At 39.6% G+C, this 20,826-nt stretch carries 16 protein-coding genes; 7 read left to right on the top strand and 9 right to left on the bottom strand.

Going from position 1 to position 20,826, the window contains the following annotated elements; genetic code table 11:
• Positions 1-138: 138 nt before the first annotated feature.
• Complete coding sequence (locus tag HBHAL_RS11525) at positions 139-684, bottom strand: NUDIX hydrolase (RefSeq protein ID WP_014643596.1); 546 nt, start codon at positions 682-684, stop codon at positions 139-141.
• A gap of 105 nt (positions 685-789) precedes the next feature.
• On the opposite strand from HBHAL_RS11525, the gene HBHAL_RS11530 reads away from it, so the two are divergent.
• Positions 790-1,713 (top strand): aldo/keto reductase, encoded by a 924-nt coding sequence (locus tag HBHAL_RS11530; RefSeq protein ID WP_014643597.1) that lies wholly within the window; start codon positions 790-792, stop codon positions 1,711-1,713.
• A gap of 191 nt (positions 1,714-1,904) precedes the next feature.
• Here HBHAL_RS11530 and HBHAL_RS11535 read toward each other — a convergent pair whose 3' ends face one another.
• Positions 1,905-2,951, bottom strand: a complete 1,047-nt coding sequence (locus HBHAL_RS11535; RefSeq protein WP_014643598.1) for a dipeptidase — start codon at positions 2,949-2,951, stop codon at positions 1,905-1,907.
• Between the two features lie 671 nt (positions 2,952-3,622).
• Between HBHAL_RS11535 and HBHAL_RS11540 the strand changes: the two genes are divergently transcribed.
• Entirely contained in the window at positions 3,623-4,777 is a 1,155-nt protein-coding gene (locus tag HBHAL_RS11540) for a glycosyltransferase family 4 protein (RefSeq protein ID WP_014643600.1), read from the top strand.
• A gap of 197 nt (positions 4,778-4,974) precedes the next feature.
• Positions 4,975-6,426, top strand: coding sequence for a DHA2 family efflux MFS transporter permease subunit (locus HBHAL_RS11545; RefSeq protein WP_014643601.1), 1,452 nt, complete (start codon positions 4,975-4,977; stop codon positions 6,424-6,426).
• 42 nt (positions 6,427-6,468) lie between these two features.
• Here the strand turns inward: HBHAL_RS11545 and HBHAL_RS11550 are convergent, their stop codons facing one another.
• Complete coding sequence (locus HBHAL_RS11550) at positions 6,469-7,578, bottom strand: NAD(P)/FAD-dependent oxidoreductase (protein ID WP_014643602.1); 1,110 nt, start codon at positions 7,576-7,578, stop codon at positions 6,469-6,471.
• Positions 7,579-7,761: 183 nt separating this feature from the next.
• Positions 7,762-9,438: a peptide ABC transporter substrate-binding protein gene (locus HBHAL_RS11555; RefSeq protein ID WP_014643603.1), complete on the bottom strand. Its 1,677-nt coding sequence runs from the start codon at positions 9,436-9,438 to the stop codon at positions 7,762-7,764.
• Positions 9,439-9,987: 549 nt separating this feature from the next.
• Here HBHAL_RS11555 and sppA point away from each other — a divergent pair.
• The 4 genes from sppA to HBHAL_RS20890 all read left to right on the top strand — a co-directional run bounded on the left by sppA (position 9,988) and on the right by HBHAL_RS20890 (position 15,070).
• On the top strand, positions 9,988-10,983 hold the full coding sequence (sppA, locus tag HBHAL_RS11560) for a signal peptide peptidase SppA (protein WP_014643604.1): 996 nt from the start codon (positions 9,988-9,990) through the stop codon (positions 10,981-10,983).
• 12 nt (positions 10,984-10,995) lie between these two features.
• Complete coding sequence (locus tag HBHAL_RS11565; protein ID WP_014643605.1) at positions 10,996-11,535, top strand: RDD family protein; 540 nt, start codon at positions 10,996-10,998, stop codon at positions 11,533-11,535.
• Positions 11,536-11,842: 307 nt separating this feature from the next.
• Entirely contained in the window at positions 11,843-13,045 is a 1,203-nt protein-coding gene (locus HBHAL_RS11570; RefSeq protein ID WP_014643606.1) for a cytochrome P450 family protein, read from the top strand.
• A 682-nt stretch (positions 13,046-13,727) separates the two neighbouring features.
• Positions 13,728-15,070, top strand: a protein-coding gene (locus tag HBHAL_RS20890) for an IS3-like element ISHaha3 family transposase (RefSeq protein ID WP_087946061.1) whose coding sequence is annotated in 2 segments (ribosomal slippage) — positions 13,728-14,169 and positions 14,169-15,070 — 1,344 coding nt in all. Because the reading frame shifts where the segments join, the coding sequence is not laid out codon by codon here.
• A 321-nt stretch (positions 15,071-15,391) separates the two neighbouring features.
• On the opposite strand, the gene nhaC is transcribed toward HBHAL_RS20890, so the two are convergent.
• The 5 genes from nhaC to HBHAL_RS11605 all read right to left on the bottom strand — a co-directional run bounded on the left by nhaC (position 15,392) and on the right by HBHAL_RS11605 (position 20,752).
• The gene (nhaC, locus tag HBHAL_RS11585; RefSeq protein WP_087946128.1) at positions 15,392-16,792 is read right to left on the bottom strand and encodes a Na+/H+ antiporter NhaC; all 1,401 of its coding nucleotides are present in this window, start codon (positions 16,790-16,792) and stop codon (positions 15,392-15,394) included.
• A 69-nt stretch (positions 16,793-16,861) separates the two neighbouring features.
• A complete protein-coding gene (locus HBHAL_RS11590) occupies positions 16,862-17,539 on the bottom strand; it encodes a class D sortase (RefSeq protein ID WP_014643608.1) in 678 nt (225 codons plus the stop codon).
• An 84-nt stretch (positions 17,540-17,623) separates the two neighbouring features.
• Positions 17,624-18,553: a DUF6612 family protein gene (locus tag HBHAL_RS11595; RefSeq protein ID WP_041601344.1), complete on the bottom strand. Its 930-nt coding sequence runs from the start codon at positions 18,551-18,553 to the stop codon at positions 17,624-17,626.
• A gap of 205 nt (positions 18,554-18,758) precedes the next feature.
• The gene (locus HBHAL_RS11600) at positions 18,759-20,144 is read right to left on the bottom strand and encodes an NAD(P)/FAD-dependent oxidoreductase (protein ID WP_014643610.1); all 1,386 of its coding nucleotides are present in this window, start codon (positions 20,142-20,144) and stop codon (positions 18,759-18,761) included.
• A gap of 44 nt (positions 20,145-20,188) precedes the next feature.
• Positions 20,189-20,752, bottom strand: a complete 564-nt coding sequence (locus HBHAL_RS11605; protein ID WP_014643611.1) for a GNAT family N-acetyltransferase — start codon at positions 20,750-20,752, stop codon at positions 20,189-20,191.
• Positions 20,753-20,826: the final 74 nt, after the last annotated feature.

The following is a 20,826-nucleotide window of genomic DNA, read 5'->3' on the forward strand; positions in this document are numbered from 1 at the left end:
CCCTTAGGTACTGCCTGTCTGGTCAGACATTTCATAGTAAATGTTCATAGATTTCACAAATGAGATGTAGTAGTAACTGACCTTTTTAACCGTCCTCTTTTGACTCATTCATGTCTCTGAGCTCAAGGGGTAAAAGATTTACTCTGAAACTCGAAGCTTCCAGTATAAAAGAGCATAGGCGGTTTTAGCATCCTGAATCCGTTGATTTCTTTCTAATTCTTCAGCTTCCCCCAGCGTTAACTCCATAAGCTCTACGAATTCATCCTCATCACCATCTGGACGTTGATCCAGGACTTTAACTTGATCTGTGAAATAAATATGGACAATCTCATCAGCGAAACCGGGAGATGTATAAAAAGAGGTAACCCATTCCAAAGAATCCGTCGTGTAACCAGTTTCTTCTTCCAATTCTCTAAGCGCACATGTCATAGCTTCTTCACCAGGTTCAAGTTTCCCAGCGGGGATTTCGACCAGGCTTTTTTCCATTGGTTTTCTGTACTGCTCCACGCATATTAATTTACCTTCATCCGTAAGGGCAATAACGGCTACAGCACCTGGGTGCTTAATCAACTCCCGTTTAGAAGTATTTCCATCGGGTAAAGTAACACTGTCAATATTTAATTGAACAATCTTGCCCGTATAGATCGTTTCTGTATGGTAAGTTTTTTCTTCAAACCTCTTCACAGTCTCTCATCCTCTCGATTAATCTATGGATAGTTTATCATATGTGGAAGGGAGACAACGAAGATTCCGTATGCGTTTAATGGAAAAATAAGAAAGGATGATAATATGAAGAAACGACAAATTGGGAAATCGGACTTATATGTATCCGAAATCAGCTTAGGCTGCATGTCATTAGGTACTGATGAAAAGAAAGCAAAATCTATTATAGACAGGGCAATAGACGCTGGAGTAAATTACTTAGATACAGCTGATCTTTATGATTTTGGAGCCAATGAGAAAATAGTTGGTAAAGCGATCCAGGGGCGCAGGGAAGATCTTATTATCGGATCTAAGGCAGGAAATAACTTTACCCAGGGACAGGAAGGCTGGACATGGGATCCTTCAAAAAAACATATTAAACGTGCTGTAAAAGACAGCTTGCAGCGCCTCGGTACTGATTATATTGATCTTTATCAGCTCCACGGCGGTACAATTGATGATCCTATGGACGAAACGATCGAAGCCTTTGATGAACTGAAACAAGATGGACTTATTCGTGAATATGGAATATCTTCTATTCGACCGAATGTTATACGTGAATATGTTAATAGATCCAATATCTCCAGTGTCATGATGCAGTATAATGCTCTGGATCGAAGGCCAGAAGAAGAAATTCTGGACTTACTTTCTGAAAATGATATTAGTGTACTTGCCAGAGGGCCGCTGGCTAAAGGAATGCTTTCATCAAAAGGACACCATAAAGCTTCCCAAAAAGCCGAAGATGGTTTTTTAGATTATAGTCAGGAGGAAATCCTTGCACTCACTGAAAAATGGCAGGATTATGGCAGTGACGCAAGAACTCCAACCGCACTTGCCTTGCAATATGTCCTTCACCATCCTGCCGTGGCTACAGCCGTATTCGGAGCTAGTTCAGTTGAGCAAGTAGAGGATAACTTAAGCTACCTGGAAGCTGATCCGCTTACGGAACAAATATTCAGCGAAATCCAAACCATGACCAGGCCAATTACCTACCAGAAGCACCGCTCTTAAGTATAAAAGTATTGAAAATAATCAATAGCCTGACGGAGACTTTCTTATCGGTCTGCTATTATTAATAGAAGTTAGAATTTTTTTCTGTGAATATGTGAACGGTAACATGCTTACAATTTTCTGGAGAAAATACAAGAAACGCTTAGAGCTTGCAGCTCTAAGCGTTTGACTTGTCTAACGACTCTGTATAATTAAATCCCTGTTTCTTTAAGAACCCTTAGCCAATTTAAGTGGGTTAATTTAGCAATATCTGCTTCCGTCCAGCTTTCACGGAGAAGCTGATCCAATAGCTTAGGCACTCCCGTCACGTCTTTGATTACGTCCGGAATCGTACAGCCGTCAAAATCAGAACCGAGTGCTATATGTTCAACGCCAATACGATCTGCAATATAATGGATATGATCTGTAATGGCTTCTAATGGGGCGCTCAGGTCCATTCTTCCATCAGTCCTTAACATATTCGCACAGAAAGTTACTCCGACCACTCCATTAGATTCTTTAATGGCATCCAGCTGTTTGTCTGTTAAGTTTCTTGTAATAGGACAGAGTTTATGAGCATTAGAGTGGGTGGCTACCAGTGGCTGTGTGGATAAGCGTGCTGTATCCCAGAATCCTTTTTCATTCATATGGGATAAGTCAATCATTACTCCCAGCTCATTGCAGAGTCTTATAAGCTGCTTTCCTTTTTCGGTAAGCCCAGGTCCTGTATCAGGGCTAGCCGGGAAATGATAAGGAACGCCTTCTCCAAAGTTATTTGCCCGGCTCCAAACCGGCCCCAGAGACCGCAAGCCTGCTTGGTGATACACATAAAGAGAATTAAAGTCCAAATCAATCGCTTCTGCCCCTTCCATATGTATAATTCCACCGATCACATTCTTGTTCAGACAATCGCGCATCTCTTTTTCACTGCGTACAATTATGAATTGCTGCTGTGAATCTTTCTCGAGTTTAAGCATCTTTGCTAATACCTTGTTGGTATGTAATTGAGCATAGGAAGAACTAATTGGATCTGGTAAAGGCACTTGATAGCCTTTTTCCGTGAGAAATTCACTGATGGATGGAGGGCTTACCGGATTTGGAGTAAATATCGCAAAAAAACCTCCGGAGAATCCACTTTTTTGAGCTCTTATCAAATCTAAATGCCCCGCATCAGATTCTTTTAAGAAATCAAAATCACTAGTTTCATCCATATAATTTAACAACGTATCGTTATGACCATCAATTACTTTATACTTCATTAACCTTTCACCCCTTTAACGATAATTTCCACGTCTTCCTCCATTTTCCCTTCTATTAGCTTAGTCTCCAAAAAATAATTTACGTATAGTCGAATAAACCGTTTGACAAATCTTATATCTATATTACAAGATTCACTGTTTTTTACAGTCATTTTGCCATATAAGTGACAATAAGTTGCTAAATCACTTATCAAAGAGTCTCAAACATCGAACAATGTAGAAATTTTTGTTGTTTATATTGGGTGAAAAGACGGTATATGCTAAGTACAAGTTGAATTGATCCATTAGCCATGACTCATACTTAAATTTTTCCTAGGAGGAGAAGAGAATGAAAATCAATGCAGGTATCTGGTGCAAACTGACGTTTAAAGACAAAATGATCTTGTTGAAAACCATCAGTCAACAATCTCTTGGTAAAAAAGCAGCCTAATGATGTCATTGAGCTAAGCCTTTTCAACTCACCCTTATTCCAACTAATCACCTCAACAATATAATGCTCTTCAAAAAACCTACTACACATAAAGTAGGTTTTTTGTTTGGATTCTATTAAAGATACTTTTAGCCTCCTATTCTGCATATTCTTATGAAAGGTCGAATAAATAATACCGGTAGACCGGATGCCCGTCTTACCGTTAATCGATCATAGGAATGATGTAAGGAGGGAAGAAAATATGAAGATTGCCATTTTCTCGGACACTTACACGCCTCAAGTCAATGGAGTATCTCGAACTCTGGAAAGATTAGTCACTCATTTGGAAAAGGAAAAAATTGAATATCGTTTGTTTATTCCCTACTTTAAAGGTTCGCTCCCCTCTGACCATATCCGCCCTGTTCATAGCTTTCCGTTCTTCCTGTATCCTGAATGTCGACTTTCATTCCCCTGCGCACCTCGTATAAAAAAAGATCTGGAATCTTTCAAGCCCGATATTATCCATATTGCCACCCCATTCAATATGGGACTGACTGGACTATATTATGCAAAAAAATTAAGCATTCCTATCGTAGGCTCCTACCACACGAATTTCGATCGCTATTTGGATTATTATAACCTTCAATATTTATCAAAATGGATGTGGAAATATTTAAAGTGGTTTTATAAGGATTTTCAAAGAACGTTTGTTCCTTCTTATCAAACGAGAACCGAACTAAATCTTCAAGATTTTCAAAACATATCTATTTGGAGCAGGGGCGTGGACTGTACAAAATTCCAACCTTCCACAAATGATATAAACCTCAAAGATTACTATGATCGTAAACCCACCTTCCTATTAACTTATGTTGGACGAGTGGCACCTGAAAAAGATTTGGACATTCTTATGGATACGGCCAGAAATCTTCCCGCTCCCTATAAAGATAAGGTTCACTGGCTAATCGTCGGAGAAGGTCCGCTACTCAAAAAACTCCAAGAGGAGAAACTTCCCAATGTAACCTTCACCGGCTATGTACACGGAAGTGAATTAGCAAACATTTATGCCACTTCCACTTTATTCATTTTTCCATCGACAACCGAAACTTTTGGAAATGTAGTTCTTGAAGCGCTTGCCTGCGGAACTCCTGTCGTAGCGTCAAAATCTGGAGGTGTTCAGGAAATTATCCAGCACGGGAAGACAGGAATCCTGTGCGAACCTAGAAACGCTACTCAAATGATTGATGCTATATGTAAGCTTCTAGCAAACCCATTAAGGATTACAGCAATGGAAAATGAAGCAAGAAAGTATGCTCTGGATCAATCCTGGGACACCATCTTCTGCAAACTCTTGAACGAATATAAAGAAGTACTCGATCAGTCCCTTTCTTCACAGGCCAAACTTAATATGCAATCTTGACTAGAACAAGCTCCCTAGCATCCATGCGGGAGTTTGTTCTAGTTTACATAATAATATTATAGTTAATTTATTTTTTATTAATATTTCTAAAAATATAAATTTTAATAATTGCTCTCTAAGTGGTTGTCTGTTTCAAATGTTCAGGCGTATAATAGCAGAATTGATCTAGAATATTCCGATGAACTAGGATGATGCTTATGACCACTAACCCTTATAACAAAGTACTGATCGCTGCTCTATTACTAGCAGGATCTTTTATTACTATATTAAATCAAACCTTAATGATTACAGCCATTCCCCCTATAATGGATGAGATGAATATATCGGCCAACAGCGCCCAGTGGCTCACCACCGTGTTTATGCTTGTTAATGGAATTATGATTCCTATCAGCGCATTTTTAATTGAACGTTTTACTACCAGACAATTATTTTTGGGCGCAATGACCATTTTTACACTCGGAACCGTAGTAGGAGGCTTAGCCCCTAACTTTGGAACTCTTCTAGTAGGCAGAGTTATTCAGTCAAGTGGCGCAGGGGTTATGCTTCCACTTATGCAAACCGTTTTCTTAATGATTTTTCCGATCAATAAGCGCGGAGCGGCTATGGGTTATATTGGGCTTGTTATTTCTTTCGCCCCTGCCATAGGTCCAGCCCTTTCAGGCTGGGTCACAGCCGCTGCTTCTTGGAGATTGTTGTTTCTAGTAACACTTCCACTAGCACTTGTCATTACGGTGTTATCTTATTTCTTTTTACGAAACGTAACTGAACTTACTTTTCCGAAAGTAGATCCCTTATCTATTGGATTATCTTCCATTGGTTTTGGAAGTCTCCTATATGGATTTACTGTAGCTGGAAATGAGGGATGGACCAGCCCAACTGCCATTTACGTGCTTTTAATTGGCTGCATAGGACTGTTTCTATTTATAACTAGACAGTTGCGGATGGAACACCCAATGCTTGAATTCAGGGTGTTTAAATATCCAGTGTTTACCATTTCGACCATTATAGGAATGATTGCTTTCATGGGTTTAATAGGAGTAGAAACTCTCCTCCCGCTTTATATGCAGAATATGAGGGAGTTTACCGCTTTTCAGTCTGGACTTGCTCTTCTGCCCGGAGCGATCATTAGTGGCTTTATGTCACCTCTGACTGGCAGAATCTTTGATAAAATCGGCGCAAAATTGCTTGCTCTAACAGGGTTAACCATATTAACCTCGGCTTCAGCTGCTTTTGTTTTTCTCGACATTGAAACAACCTTTGCTTCCATCACTATCCTGTATTCCATCCGTATGTTTGGCTTATCCATGGTCATGATGCCAGTTACAACTGCAGGGTTAAATCAATTGCCTCAAAAATTAATAGCGCATGGTGCTGCTATGAATAACACCATGAGGCAGGTGGCTGCTTCTGTTGGTACGGCCATCCTAGTGACCGTGATGACCACTTCCACCCAAAATGCTCAGGGAAATCCAGGGATAGATTTCCCTGGCATATATGGTGTCCGCATAGCTTTTATCGTAATCACGATGCTATCCCTTGCAGGAATAGTACTAGCTCTATTTGTTACTAAGCCTCACAAAAACGATGAGACAAAAGACTCTGTAGCTAACGATCTGCATCAAGATGATAAAGTAAAGAAACATGGCTAATTCCTTAAAAACCCACAAACTCCTTCGAGTTTGTGGGTTTTATTAAAATGCGTTAGAAGGATCATAATCATCTAAGTTGATTTCTACTTGTTCTTCTGCCGCTAAACTAGCAAGAATAGATCCTACATATGGACCACTGGTCAATCCTGATGCACCTAGACCATTTGCCATCCATACGTTCGTGAGCCCCGGCACACGGCCAATAACAGGTAAAGAGCCTGGCGTGAATGGACGAAAACCAACTTTTGTTTGAATATAAGCAGCTTCAGCAAGTCCTGGAGCTACTTTTAAAGCTTTATTTAACAGTTGATGAACCGCTCCCATCGTCACATCCGTTTCAAAATCCTCACGATTTTCTTTGGTAGCCCCAATAACCAATTTTCCGTTGTCAAAAGTCAGCATGTAGTGATTAAATGGCGGAAGCATGACTGGCCATGAGTCTGTATCCTTTTCAGGAACTTGTAAATGAACGATTTGAGCCTTTTCATACGTCACATTTGTATTTAAACCGTAAGAAGCAAATAATTGTTTAGCCCAGGCCCCATTTGTAACGATTACCTGATCTGCCTCAATATGTTCATCATCTACCAGAACCCTAGCAGAAGCATCTCCATTATGAACGAGTTGAACCTCTCCTTCATTAAAGACAGCGCCGTTCATCTCTGCTGCGGAAAGTAGAGCCTGCGAAACCGCTTCTCCATCCACTTTTGCTGCGCCACTGATATGAAGCGCTCTATAATGGTCAGCTACAGGAGGAAACATCGCTTTGGTCTGCGTAGGAGTTAGTTTTGTAATGTCTCCCATTTCCGGTGACTGCTGTCTGCGTTCCAAAGCAACCTCCATTTTTCGGTCTAATTTCTCTTCCGTATCAAAGATATTGATCGCTCCCACTTGCTTATAACCTGTATCGGCTAATCCAAGGTTCTCCAATTCTTTAATGAGGAATGGGTAATACTTCGCGCCTTCCATTACTAAATGATACCATGCTTTATTCGAGCGGTTCGTTAACCAGGGGCATATGATTCCTGCAGCAGCCCTCGTAGCCTGTCCTTTGTCTTTACGGTCTACGATCAGAACTTCTTCCCCTCTTCTCGACAAGTGATAAGCCGTAGAGGCTCCAACTATACCTGCTCCAATAATAATATGTTTCATAATTACACCTTTTGTTGATCTGACTTATTTCCTTTATTTATTGTATAGAATGATGACTCTGAAGTAAATTATCCATACCTTTTTAAGCAGACCTAAGTATCGGAGTTCCTTTGTATAAGTGATTAAATTCAGTACAGCTGCCAAAAAAATCCGTCCCCTCGGGGACGGATTTCTTCCTATCATTTATTCACCTTCAATATAGGCATACTTATAGGTGTAATCAGGTCCCATTGGATTCGTGGTTACCCCTTTAACATCTGGCTTCCACAGCTGTGCTCTTGCTCGCTGATAAAGGGGAGCAATAACTGCATCCTCTTTAATAAGCAGCTTCTCAGCTTCCAAAAAGGCTTCAAAACGTTCAACAGGCTTTTGAGCTAGTTCATCTCCTGCTTTTTGAATTAGAGAATCATATGCTTCACTTGAATAGCCGGTCTTATTGTTTCCTCCATCTGTTACCCATAGGTTTAAAAATGTGTTCGGATCAATATAATCTGGACCCCAGCCATAATTTTCGATGTCATAATCCATGTTCTTATCACGATCTAAACGCACTTTAAAAGGAACACTTTCGACCTTAACTGACAAGCCGTCTAATTTTTCAAGCTGGTCTTTAATATAAGCATCCAGGTTTTTAGCAACCTCTGTATCTCCGCCCAAATAACGGAGTTCTGCATTCTCTATGTTTAACTCTTCTTTTGCTTTTGACCAATACTCCTGTGCTTTCTTTAGATCGTGCTCCACTAATGCACCATTAATTTCCCGGAAGTCCTCTCCGGATTCAGGATGTTTCGTAAAGTTAGCAGGTACATTACCTCCAGTGGTAATTGAACCGTTATTTAAAATGACCTCCACCATACTTTGACGATCGACTACCATCTGAATCGCCTTACGTGCATTCAAATTAGAAAGAATTTCATTTTCCTGGTTCATTTTAAGGAAGAAAATTGTTGGCTCTTCTTCGACTTTCAATTCTTTAGACGAACGATACTCGTCAACGAATTCTGAAGACAGGTTGACTCGATCTATTTCATCTGTTTGATAAAGGTTGACAGCTGCAGCCGTTTCTTTTACTACGCTTACATTAATTTCTTCTAACTGAACAGCATCTGCATCCCAGTAATCAGGATTCCTTTCAAGTTTCCATCCTTCCCCATGATTCCACTCCGTCATTACGAATGGACCATTCGAAAGAAGTCCGTCAGCTTCCAGTGCATATTGATCGCCTTTTTCTTCAACAAACTTTTGATTTAGCGGCAGGAATGTGCCAAATGTAGTCATTGACTCAAAGTAAGGTGTTGGTTTTTCTAATGTTACTTCAAAGGTATAATCGTCTACTGCTTTCACACCAAGCTCTTCTAGAGCCATTTCGCCCTTGGAAACGGCCTCTGCATTTTTAATTACACCACTCATCATATAAGGACCATATTCCGATCCAATTTCAGGATCAACCGCTCGTCTCCATGCATAGACAAAATCATTGGCTGTGACTGCATCTCCATTTGACCATTTAGCATCTTCTCTTAAATTGAATGTCCAGGTCAAACCATCTTCGCTCATTTCATGATTTTTTGCTATCCCTGGTTCTGGTTTTCCATTTTCGCCTAAGCGATAAAGACCATCTTTTGTAGACCCCAGCCATTGAGAAGCCAAAGCATCAATTGTTAAGGAAGAATCCATGGTCGGTATTTCTGCTCCCTCGGAAAGGTGCAGAACCTGCTCACTGGACTTTGATGTACTATCCTCGTTATCTTTACTGTCATCGTTACTGCTTGTTTCTGAATCATTCCCACTGGAACATGAAGCAAGGAATAGACTGGCAAGCAAAACCAGCCCTAACCATAACCATTTAGCCTTTTTCATTTAAAGACCCCCCATTTTCTTATTTTTATGTATTTTTACATACGGCTCAAATTATACATTTTGTGGTAATAGTCTGCAAATTACAAAAATTAAGAAAAGATGTTTGAATTTAGCTACTATCGGAGGTTTACATAAATGGTTGTATATCTTAAGAACTATTCTCTTTATCATAAACACACTCACTAAGTCTTACGGATCCTATATGCAGACAAGGGATACCGGGACGTTAGCGGCACTTCTAGGTCTTTATACCAAAATAGACTATTTTATATAACGTCTATGAATAGTTATATATTCTTAAAGACATTACTTTTTATAAATATGAGTTTCTCACCCTTCTTTTATATTCGTCCTGATCCTTACGAAGTGAACCGGACTTACTATAAAATTAAATTCGCCGAAACCTTACCTGTTCTCATACGTATAAATAACTGTCAGGAACTCTAGTAAGTACGATTAAAGCCGAATTTTTAGGAGGTCTAAGAATTTACTTGCATCTCTTCTCATAGTCCTGATAAAGTTACATCATTCAAGAAGGAGGATTTACTTATGAATAAACGTGTAGGTGCAAGTATTATTGCAGGCGGAATTCTATTAATAGCTATTGTATTCCAAGTAATTAATGTATTCACCACTGATGAGGATGCGGAGAATATGACTTCTATGTTCTCAGGAAGTGAGAAGCCTCAGGAGAAAATCATTGAGCAGGGTTCTACTTCCAAGCGCATTGCACAAATTAATCTAGAAGGTACAATTATGAACAACCCAGGTTCTAACCCGAACCCATTTAGTGGGGGTGGCTATCAGCACGAACAATTCTTGAAGCAATTGGAAACCATTAAAGAAGACCCTTCCATTAAAGGTGTACTTCTACATGTAAACTCACCAGGCGGAGGAGTTTACGAAAGTGCAGAAATTCACGATAAACTCTTAGAATTAAAAGAAGCTGATAAAGAATTCTATGTTTCCATGGGAAGCATGGCTGCTTCCGGCGGTTACTATATCTCTACTCCTGCTGATCAAATTTTTGCTTCAAACGAAACGTTTACCGGATCTCTTGGGGTTATCATGGAAAACGTGAATTACCAGGAACTGGCAAATGAGTATGGAGTCAAATTCAATACATTTAAAAGCGGTAAATATAAGGATATCATGAGTCCAACAAGAGAAATGACGGAAGAGGAACGAGAAATCATCCAAACGCTTGTAGATGATTCATACCAAGAATTTGTCGATGTGATTTCAACTGGCCGTGATATTCCAGAGGAGCGTGTCCGAGAGCTTGCGGATGGACGAATCTATTCAGGAAAGCAAGCAGCAGAAAATGGCTTAGTGGATCAAATTGGCTTTCAGGAAGATGCCTTAAATGCGCTTAAAGAACAGATAGGCGGAAACCCGCAGGTCATTAAGTATAAGAACAGTGTCGGTTCATTCTTCAATTTACCACTAGCTAAAAGTTTCTTGCCAAATAATGAAATCCGTTATATAGAGGAGCTCATCAGTGAACGCCAGGGACCTAAACTAATGTACTTATATAGCGAGTAAGGGGGGAGTTATATGGAAACTACAGAACAGCATCCAGGTGTTAAACCACCTCTCTCTCTATTGAGAGGTCAAAAAGAGGATATCCAGAGATTACTATACGCCGGATTTTGGACACGTTTTTTTGCGTATATTATTGATTTACTTGTGCTTTGGAGCGTAAACACAGTTGTAACTAAACCACTAATTGGTTTAGTAAATTTAGAGGGAGCAAAATTATGGATAGAGATGTTTAGTGCTTCTAATCTGCTTACCTCCCTTCTCTTTTTCCTTTACTTCATTTTAATGACCAAGTTCTTTAGAGCAACTCTTGGAAAAATGATATTTGGTTTATCCGTCGAGTCGCTGACTGATAAACCTTTAACTAACGGACAGATATTCTTCCGCGAATGCATCGGTAGATACATTAGCATGGCTGTTTTTGGAATTCCTTATTTAGTGGTCGCTTTTACTAAAAGGCACCAGGGAATTCATGACCTATTCGCAGATACATCTGTTATTAAAAATAAATTCAGGCAACTGAATCACTTGATCGAAGATAAATCAGACACTTAATAAACAATAAATCCGGTCCCTGAAGGGTACCGGATTTATTGTTCTAACGAGAAGGATCCTGCTTTCCTGTTCCATTTTTTTCGCCTTTTTCTCTTTTCAATGCATTTAAGTCTTCTTTACTTTTGTTTTTCTTCTTTTTACCCAACTTAACTCCTCCTTTCCTTCTTAGTTTGGCATCATTCATGGAATTCATGTAATAATAGAAAGCCGATAGACCACCCCTCCTTGCCAAATATTGGTTGTTCAATAGTAATCCATCCTTTACTATTAAGTTATGCTCCATAGTTACTTAAAGGAGGAAGATTTAATGGAAAATACTGAAACTATTTATAGATCAAACTTCAAAATAGGAGCCTATACTTTTTATCAAGATCTGCGCTTAAATCAACCGGTTTTTCCTATGTCCAGTGGAGGTTCCAATAGTTCCTGGATTATAACTAAGTATGATCATGTAAAAGAATTATTAAAGTCTCCCAGTTTTATTAAAGATCAGAATAAATTATTCTCCCAATCTTCACGGGAAGAGATGAATGCAGATGAACTGAATATATTTCAAAACATGATGCTGGACGTTGACCCACCCGACCACACCAGACTTCGTAAGCTGGTCCAACCTTATTTCAATCCTAAAACGATTAAGCAACTGGAACCCCGAATTACTGAAATTGCGCAAGAACTACTTGAAGAAATGAAACATAAAAAAGGGTCTGTAGATTTAATTGATGATTACGCTTTTCCTCTGCCAATAATTGTGATTAGTGAACTTCTGGGTGTACCCGTTGAAGACCGAAACAAATTTAGAAAATGGTCCAATACCATAGTAGCTGCCTCTGACAATATGACTGCTGATTTTCAGGAAGATGTAGAAGCATTTACCGCCTACTTAACCAGTCTTTTCGAAAAAAGGAAAGCAGAACCTGAAGAGGATTTAATCTCTTCTTTACTGCAAACTGCGGAAGAAGAAGAGCAATTAACCAAAGCAGAATTATACTCGATGGTTGTCTTGTTAATAATTGCAGGCCATGAAACAACGGTTAATCTAATTGGCAATACAATGTTTGCTCTTTTTGAACATCCTGAGCAAATGTCTAAAATCAAATTTGATCAAACGCTCATTCCTTCTGCGATTGAAGAAGGACTTCGTTTTTATAGTCCCGTTGACTTTTCAACAGCGCGCTGGGCAGAGGAGGACATGGAGTTCCATGGTCAAGAGATTCGGGGTGGAGACTTAGTTCTAGCATCTATAAGTTCCGCAAATCGCGACGAAGAGAAATTCAGCCATGCTGAGCAATTTGATGTGACAAGAAGCAAAAATGCCCATGTGGCCTTTGGGTTCGGAATCCACTTTTGTCTCGGTGCTCCTCTGGCGCGTCTGGAAGGTAAAGTCGCTATTGAAGAGCTGCTGAGCGCTTTTCCAAATATCGATTTAAACCGTACAATGAATAGACCTGAATGGAAGCCGGTATTTCTCCTGCGAGGTCTTTCCCAGCTTCCAGTTGCTTTAAATTAAGGAATAACTAAGAAACCACTGCTCTACTTAAGCAGTGGTTTTTTTAATCATTATAAGCGTTATAGCATGCAATCAAACGGCATGCTACTTTTCTTAAGAATGTGGGCCATATATCCTAATTGGAAGATCATTTTATGAATGGCTCTGATAAAGTTTATTGTTGATTTTTCATAAGAGGCTTATTACGCAATAGGGCCGGTTACTATAAGACTCAGTTTCGAGATATACTGGGTCCGTTGCCATAAAAAAATGAGAGTTGTTGGGGAAATAACTCGCTTTCCTATGGGGGAACGGTGAGCTTCCTCGCTCGTTTCACTCCCTGCGGGATCTCATCTAGTTCCTTCTCCCATGGGAGTCTCGTCATTTCCCCACCAACCCCGCCGAGTGAGAATAACGGACGCTTTTATAAGAGAGAATGCTCTCCCTCCTAATCGGTCCTAAATGCTTTTATGACAGGCTTTTTTACATCGTTATAGCATAAGAACAGCTATATGAGCACATGCTATTTTCTCATGAACCCGTTGATGTCTTAAATGGTTTCGAGTTTCTGATCTGGCTAGGTCCGGAGGGGGAAGATGTAGACTCCTGTGGGATAAACATGATCGGTGAGACCCCGGAAGGCTTTAGCTGTAATGACCCCCAAATGTTGGACACCTTATGAAACTTAGGAGGGACCCAACATATGTCTAAACTTACTTCTCAAGAAAAGTACCTGATCGTCCAACGTTATCTCACGGAAAATGTCAGTTTCCGTGACTTAGAAAAAGAGTTTGGAGTGGATAGTTCTTCCATCCGTTATTGGGTGAAATTATCCGAATATCATGGTAGTGAAGCCTTCGACTTCCCCTATACAAACTATTCAGCTGCCTTTAAACTGAAAGTAATTCAACGTATAGAGGAAGAAGAATATTCGATTCGAGAAGCTTCCGCTATGTTTCACATCCCCGATTTCTCCATGGTACGCCGATGGCGTAAGAAGTGGCTGGAAGGCGGAAAAGAAGCCCTTGAATCTACAAGGAAGGGGCCAACACAGATGACGTCTCATAAGAAGAAAGAAGATTCAATGGATTCTTATGAAGCCTTAAAGAAAGAGAATGAACGCTTACGGATGGAAAATGAATACTTAAAAAAGTTAGAGACCTTAGCTCAAAAAAAGAAAGCATCTCGAAAGAAGAACAAGCGCAAGTAATCGATGAGTTAAGGTTTCATTTTCCAGTTAAACAGCTGACGGAAATAGCTGATATCCCTAGAAGTACCTATTACCATTGGAAAGAAAAGCAACTCGAGCCAAAAACGGACCGACCATTAAAGGAGCTTATCACCTCCATTTTTAAAGAACATAAAGGTCGCTACGGCTATCGCCGCATTGAAAATGAGCTTCGTAATCTAGGTCATGAAGTGAACCATAAAAAAGTCTATCGTCTTATGAAAGAACTGGGGCTTCAGTCTACGGTGAAAATGAAGAAATATCGTTCTTATAAAGGGAAAGTTGGTCAAACGGCTCCAAACATCTTAAATCGGAATTTCAAGGCGGATCAGCCGAATCAGAAATGGGTGACAGACATTACGGAGTTCAAGCTATTTGGCGAGAAGCTTTATCTTTCCCCTGTCTTAGATCTATTCAATGGAGAAATCATCACGTACACAATTGGTTCCAGACCCACCTATTCCTTGGTGAACAACATGTTAGACCAAGCATTTGAACGCCTTCATCCATCGGATGAACTGGTTATGCACTCCGACCAGGGATGGCATTACCAAATGGCTCCCTATCGAAAGAAATTGAAAGACCATCAAGTTACCCAAAGCATGTCCAGAAAAGGGAATTGTCATGATAACGCCGTTATGGAGAACTTTTTCGGTATCATGAAATCGGAATTCCTTTATTTAAGAGAATTTGAAAGTGTGGCCCATTTCAAACAAGAATTAGAGGAATATATCCATTATTATAATCATAAACGCATCAAATCGAAGCTCAGAATAAGCCCCATTTCCTATCGAGCCCGCTTTCAAGAATCGGCGTGATAATTTTAATGAATGTGTCCAATTTTAAGGGGTCAGTTCATAGCCTGAGGAGGCTCAGCACAAAGGATGTTCGACTAAGATCGCCACGTCCTGTGGCAACGTCGAACGACCCTGCGTCGTGCAGGGCCGGAAAGCGAAATCGTCCCCCCGGAGGACCTTTCACTCAACAAATATCTCGAAATCAAGTCTTCAACAAACGGGAGCTTAACCTTAAAATCAACACTGAAGTTTAACAAGCCTTATGAATAAACTTTAGGTACGTGGATCTTTAATCCCTCAAATGTCTTTCTGCATCTTTTCTACTAGACGATTCAAGTGTTTTCACCCGATATTTCTATTCATCTTTGAAGAACTCTTTTCTTCCAGTCCAGCTTTAACTATGCTAAACCCTGTCAACGCCAATAAAATAGATATCACAGGGGTTGCTAAATTAAAAAAAGCATAAGGAAGATAGGAAAGGGTTTCTACCCCAAGAGTTCCGGCTACAAATATACCTCCAGTATTCCAAGGAACCAGTACGCTTGTAACAGTCCCACCATCCTCTACTGCACGCGATAAGTTCTTTCTATGGAGGTTTTTCTGATTATAAGTATCTGCGTACATGCGTGCTGGAACTATAATCGAAATATATTGTTCAGCCATCGTGATGTTCGTACCAATAGAAGTTAAAATAGTGGCAGGAACCAACGCGCGCGTAGAGCGTACCAAGTGGATGATTCCATCCATCATCTTCTTCATCATTCCAGTACCTTCAATAACTCCTCCGAAAATCATAGCTACAATGGTCAGAGAAATGGTGTACATCATACTGCTAAGTCCACCCTGGTTCAATAAATTATTCATCAGCTCATTTTCAGTATTCAATTGGTATCCATCATATAGTGATAACACCCCAGTTCCTACTGCATCTCCCTGAATAAGAACTTGACATAAAAATCCCAGCACAACACCTACACTAAGAGCAGGCAATGCAGGTATCTTTAAAAGTACCAATACAATTACAACTACCGGAACTAACAAGAGCCATGGAGAAATAATGAATTGAGATTGTAGGTTCTCCATAATTAAGGATATTTGCTCGCTTTCATATCCTGTTACCGAAAACCTCTGCCCTACTATCCCAAAAATAACTGCAGCTATCACGTAGGCTGGGAGTGTAGTATAAAGCAAATGTTTAATATGTTCGAATAAAGGAACATCTGCTATCCCTGAAGCTAGATTTGTGGTATCGGAAAGAGGAGACATTTTATCCCCCATATACGCGCCCGAGATGATAGCCCCCGCAATCATAGGTTCAGAAATGCCCATGCTGATTCCTATTCCCATACCCGCTACCCCAATCGTAGCCATGGTGGACCAGGAACTGCCAATTGATAAAGCAACCACTGTACAAAGAAGCATAATGGAAATAAGAAAATAACCAGGTGAAATGAGCTTGAGTCCATAAAAAATTAAACTCCCTACGATTCCGCCTCCGATCCATGAACCAATAATTAAACCAACTAAAAGCAATATAACAATGGCAGGCAGTGCCTTATGTATACCAGAGTAAAAACTACTTTCTATTTCGTTCCAAGAATATCCATAAAACAAAGCTACAATGGACGCTGAAAAAGCTCCTAATAATAAGGGGATATGAGGAGCTCCTTCATACTTTATAATTGTAAATCCCATTGCTACAATCATGATGAACAGGGGCAATGCAGCCATATATATAGGCATACTTTTTCTTTCACTCAAAGTATCCCTCCTTATAATGAATAGTAAATTAGGTTTCCACCTTTGAACAGCTTACTCGACTATATCATTTACATTTATCAATTTTGACTGAATGATATATCGGTCAGGCGCATCTCCTATAAAGTCCAGCGGATAACAAGTGGATAGAGTCAAAGTAGCTTCGTCTTTTTCCACAATTACGCTTCGGTCATCAGCATCAGTCACCCACATTTTTTCAACCTTATACTCATACCTTTTTCCATCATATTCTACAAAAATAGAGTCGTCTTTCTTTACGTCTCCCAATTCAGTAAATACGGTCTCTCGATGGCCACTAAGTACAGTATGTCTTTTTTCCTCAGGAGTCGTTGTCCATTCACTTACATACATACCTACTCCTTGTTTTAAGACTTCTGGATCAGCTCCCCAAAATGTGTCGTACCCCATTTCGATACTCGGAATAACTACTCTTCCCACATTTTCTCCTTTCTCGTATTTGCTAATTTCTTCACTCATAGTGACTGGATCAGGAGACTTACTTTTTTGGGTTATCTGTGTTTCCACATTATTTATTGTTGAGGAGGGTTTACCGGCTTCTTTACTTACTGATTTATTATCAGGTTTGCTCCAATCTTCGGTTTCTTCCATAGGAACTTTTTCAGCTGCTTTGGTTCCGTCCCACCATTGGTATCCATAAAAGCCAGCCATTAAGACTCCGAATAACATGATTGCTACTAAAACTTTATTCACGATTTCACCTCTATTATTTCCTTTTCATACCATAATAAAGGAAGAAAAGCCGCATGTACACATGCGGCTTTTCTCTCTCATACACTAGGCACGACTCGCCATTTGTCTTCTGTAAACAAAAATTCCACCAGCAATCATTGCGAGAGACGCTCCAGCTAAAGCCAAACCAGGGTCATTACTTGAAGTATCTGGCAGTTCACCGCCTTCAGGAAGGGTTTCTTCAAATGACTTAGCGTTGTCCACCACTTGGTCTGGAATGGTAATGGTTCCAACTCCATTGAAATTATCGATAGACATATCAAAAGTTTGTACCATATTAGTTGACATATCTTCCATTTCCATATCCATGTCAAGATTCATCATCATTCCAGTCATATAATGAGTTTCTTTATCAATTGTTAATTGATAAGAAATATTGTTAATAGTCATTTGTTTCATCATTTCTTCCATCATCTTCGCCATCTCTTTGTCATCCATGCTGTTTTGAAAAAGTTGTTGAGAAGCTTTCAGAAGTTTTTCTCCGTCACCTTCATAACTTACTACATAGGATCCTTCTGCCTCCTCAACTTTCATTTCCTTTGCAAATTCTGAAGCCTGGGAAACCTGAGATTGAGCCGTCATCAATTCCTGAATGTCGGATTGACTCATTGGAAAATTATCTTCAAATTTAACCCAATCCCCTTCAGGATTCTGCTGATAAAAACCTTCTTCTGTCCAGTATGATTCAAGTTCCAGTTGTTTTTCACTTTCCGGTAATGAGGTTTTAACCTTCTGGTGCATCGCAAATGGATCCAATGTTATGTCAGCCTCGGATTCTGTAGAAATAACCTGTTCCGTGCCCTGCATTGGCATTTTCTGCTCCGTTATGGAACGTACCGTGTAACTATCCAGCTCCATCATAGCCTCATTAGATTTCTTTAATAGTTCCTCTGCACTCATCTCCTCGGCTGCGACCTGAAGCGGTACCATCACTACTAGTAAAACTGCGGTCAAACTGGCTAACTTCTTAAACATCCAAACACTCCTAAATTGTATTAGGCATCCATCATAGGGTATTTCCTGACTTATGTATGTACTAAAACAAAGATGATGCAGTTCAGACCTTTTCCCTATCATTTCGTACCCACTACTCTTTACCCACCATTTCCAAAATAAAACATTTTTTTCATTAGAATTCTTAGATCTTTAAATGATTAATCAGTCTAAATTACTAAATAAATCACCAGCTTAACCTCGTTATATTAGATGATGGACCAAGGCCTTTATTCTTTTGCAGTATCCTATCTGCTACGTAAAGCCCACTGGCAGCCGCTTGAGATAAAGAGTGTGTGACACCTGAACAATCGCCAATTAAAAATAAACCTTCTATTTCAGTTTCGAAATCTTTCGTAGTATTAATTTGTGGTTCATAGAATTTAGCATCCATTCCATAAACCAAAGTATCCGGATGGATTGGTTTTTCAATAAGGTTCTCCAATTTCTCCATAAATTCCAGTACTGCACGGAGATATAAACCAGGTATTTCATCTACTAAATTCCCCGCCTCTGCTTCAAGGCTGGGTCTGATTAAGTTAGATGAAAGCTCGGAAGAAGGACGATTAGCATAAAAATCACCTAGGCGTTGGGTAATAATTCGTTCATTATCTTGATTAATTCCTCCTATTATACATTGGGCTGTCTGCATAGCCTTGTCATAAGATGAGAGGTAGCGGGGGACAAATAGAGTAAAATTTAAATTACCACTTTCGGTCTTTTCTTCATTTTTATTTTGCCCATCAGGCATTACGAGACCGTTCTGATACTTACGAATAATACGTCCGCGGGGGTTCATACAGTACGTCGTGGCTTCATATCCTTCCCCTCGACATCTTAGCTTCGTCTCAAATGTTTCCTTTAAAATAGAGTCCAGCTGGTCTTCTTTCATCTCTATCCTTAAACCCAGATCCAGTCTAGTTTCACCAGTTTTAAGACCAAGGTCTTTCATTTGCTTCTCTAGCCACTTACCTCCGCTTTTTCCTGTTCCTATAACTAGTTGTTTACTATGAAAATTCCCTTTGTCTGTTTCTATCAAAAAACTATGAGCTTTTGATTGAACCGATATAACATTTGTTTCAAATGTAAAGTGAATGTGTTTTTTCATTGTCTCGTAGAGTTCTTGGAAAACCTCCACAGCTACTTGAGTTCCCAAATGTCTCACTTGTGCAGATAATACTTCTAAACCAAGTTTTTCAGCTTTAGCTGCAAGTAATTCATTTTTTGTGCTGTATAACCCTACACTTTCTGCACCAAACCTTTGAAGTGTGCGGTCTACTTCTTTCATTAACTCCAGGGTTCTTTCTTCCCCTATCTTACGTCCCAAATCTCCTCCAAAATCATTTGTATAATTAAATTTCCCTTCTGATTTCCCGAGGCCTGCATACCCTATGTATTTATTGCAATCCTCACCACAAGTGCATGATAAACCTTCATCCAATCCGCACTTTCTCTCCATGAGTGGTTTTCCTTTATCTATAATCCGTATCGACAAGTTATTATTCTCCTGAACCAGTTTGTGAGCAAAAAATATACTGCTTACCCCAGCCCCTATAATGATAATATCTTCCATTTATATTAATTCTCCCCCATTCCATAAAAGTATAGCGATGAATCTTACTCTGTCACCTTGGCATAAATATATGTATCAGTGAGTCTTTGCCCATCTACCGATAAATCTTCATTTCGCAGTATTCCTTCTAAATCATAACCCAATCTTTCTGGAATCGAACGGCTTTTAAGATTTCCAGATTCACAACGGATCTCTACTCTCACACATTCTAAATCCTGAAATGCATATTTAGTCAATGCTGCAACGGCTTCTCTCATGTAACCCTTTCCACTTTTTATGGTATCGATCCAATATCCTATTTCAAGCTTAGGAATTTCCCAATTAATATTATGAAAACCTGTAGATCCTACAAATTCTCCATTTTCTCGTAAGAAAATAAGATATCTTAGATTTTCCCGTGTAAGAAATTTTGCATGTGCTTCGCGAGTGTTTACTTCTGTATCCTCGGGAGTTGGAACTTCCTGGACAAAGCCAAGCCAAGGCCGTAGTTCTTCTCGTGATTCTTGTATTGCTTTATTAACTACAGCCCCGTCGCCTGGGACTGGCATTTTTAAGATTAATCTTTCTGTTTCAATTTCGGTACGAACATCCATTAAAATTGGATTCATTCCTTATCTCCCCTTACCATTTAATTGATAACTTCACCCAAGCTCTCATACATATCAGGTTTACTATTTCCTAG

The organism is Halobacillus halophilus DSM 2266, assembly GCF_000284515.1.
GTDB classification, from domain to species: Bacteria; Bacillota; Bacilli; order Bacillales; family Halobacillaceae; genus Halobacillus; species Halobacillus halophilus.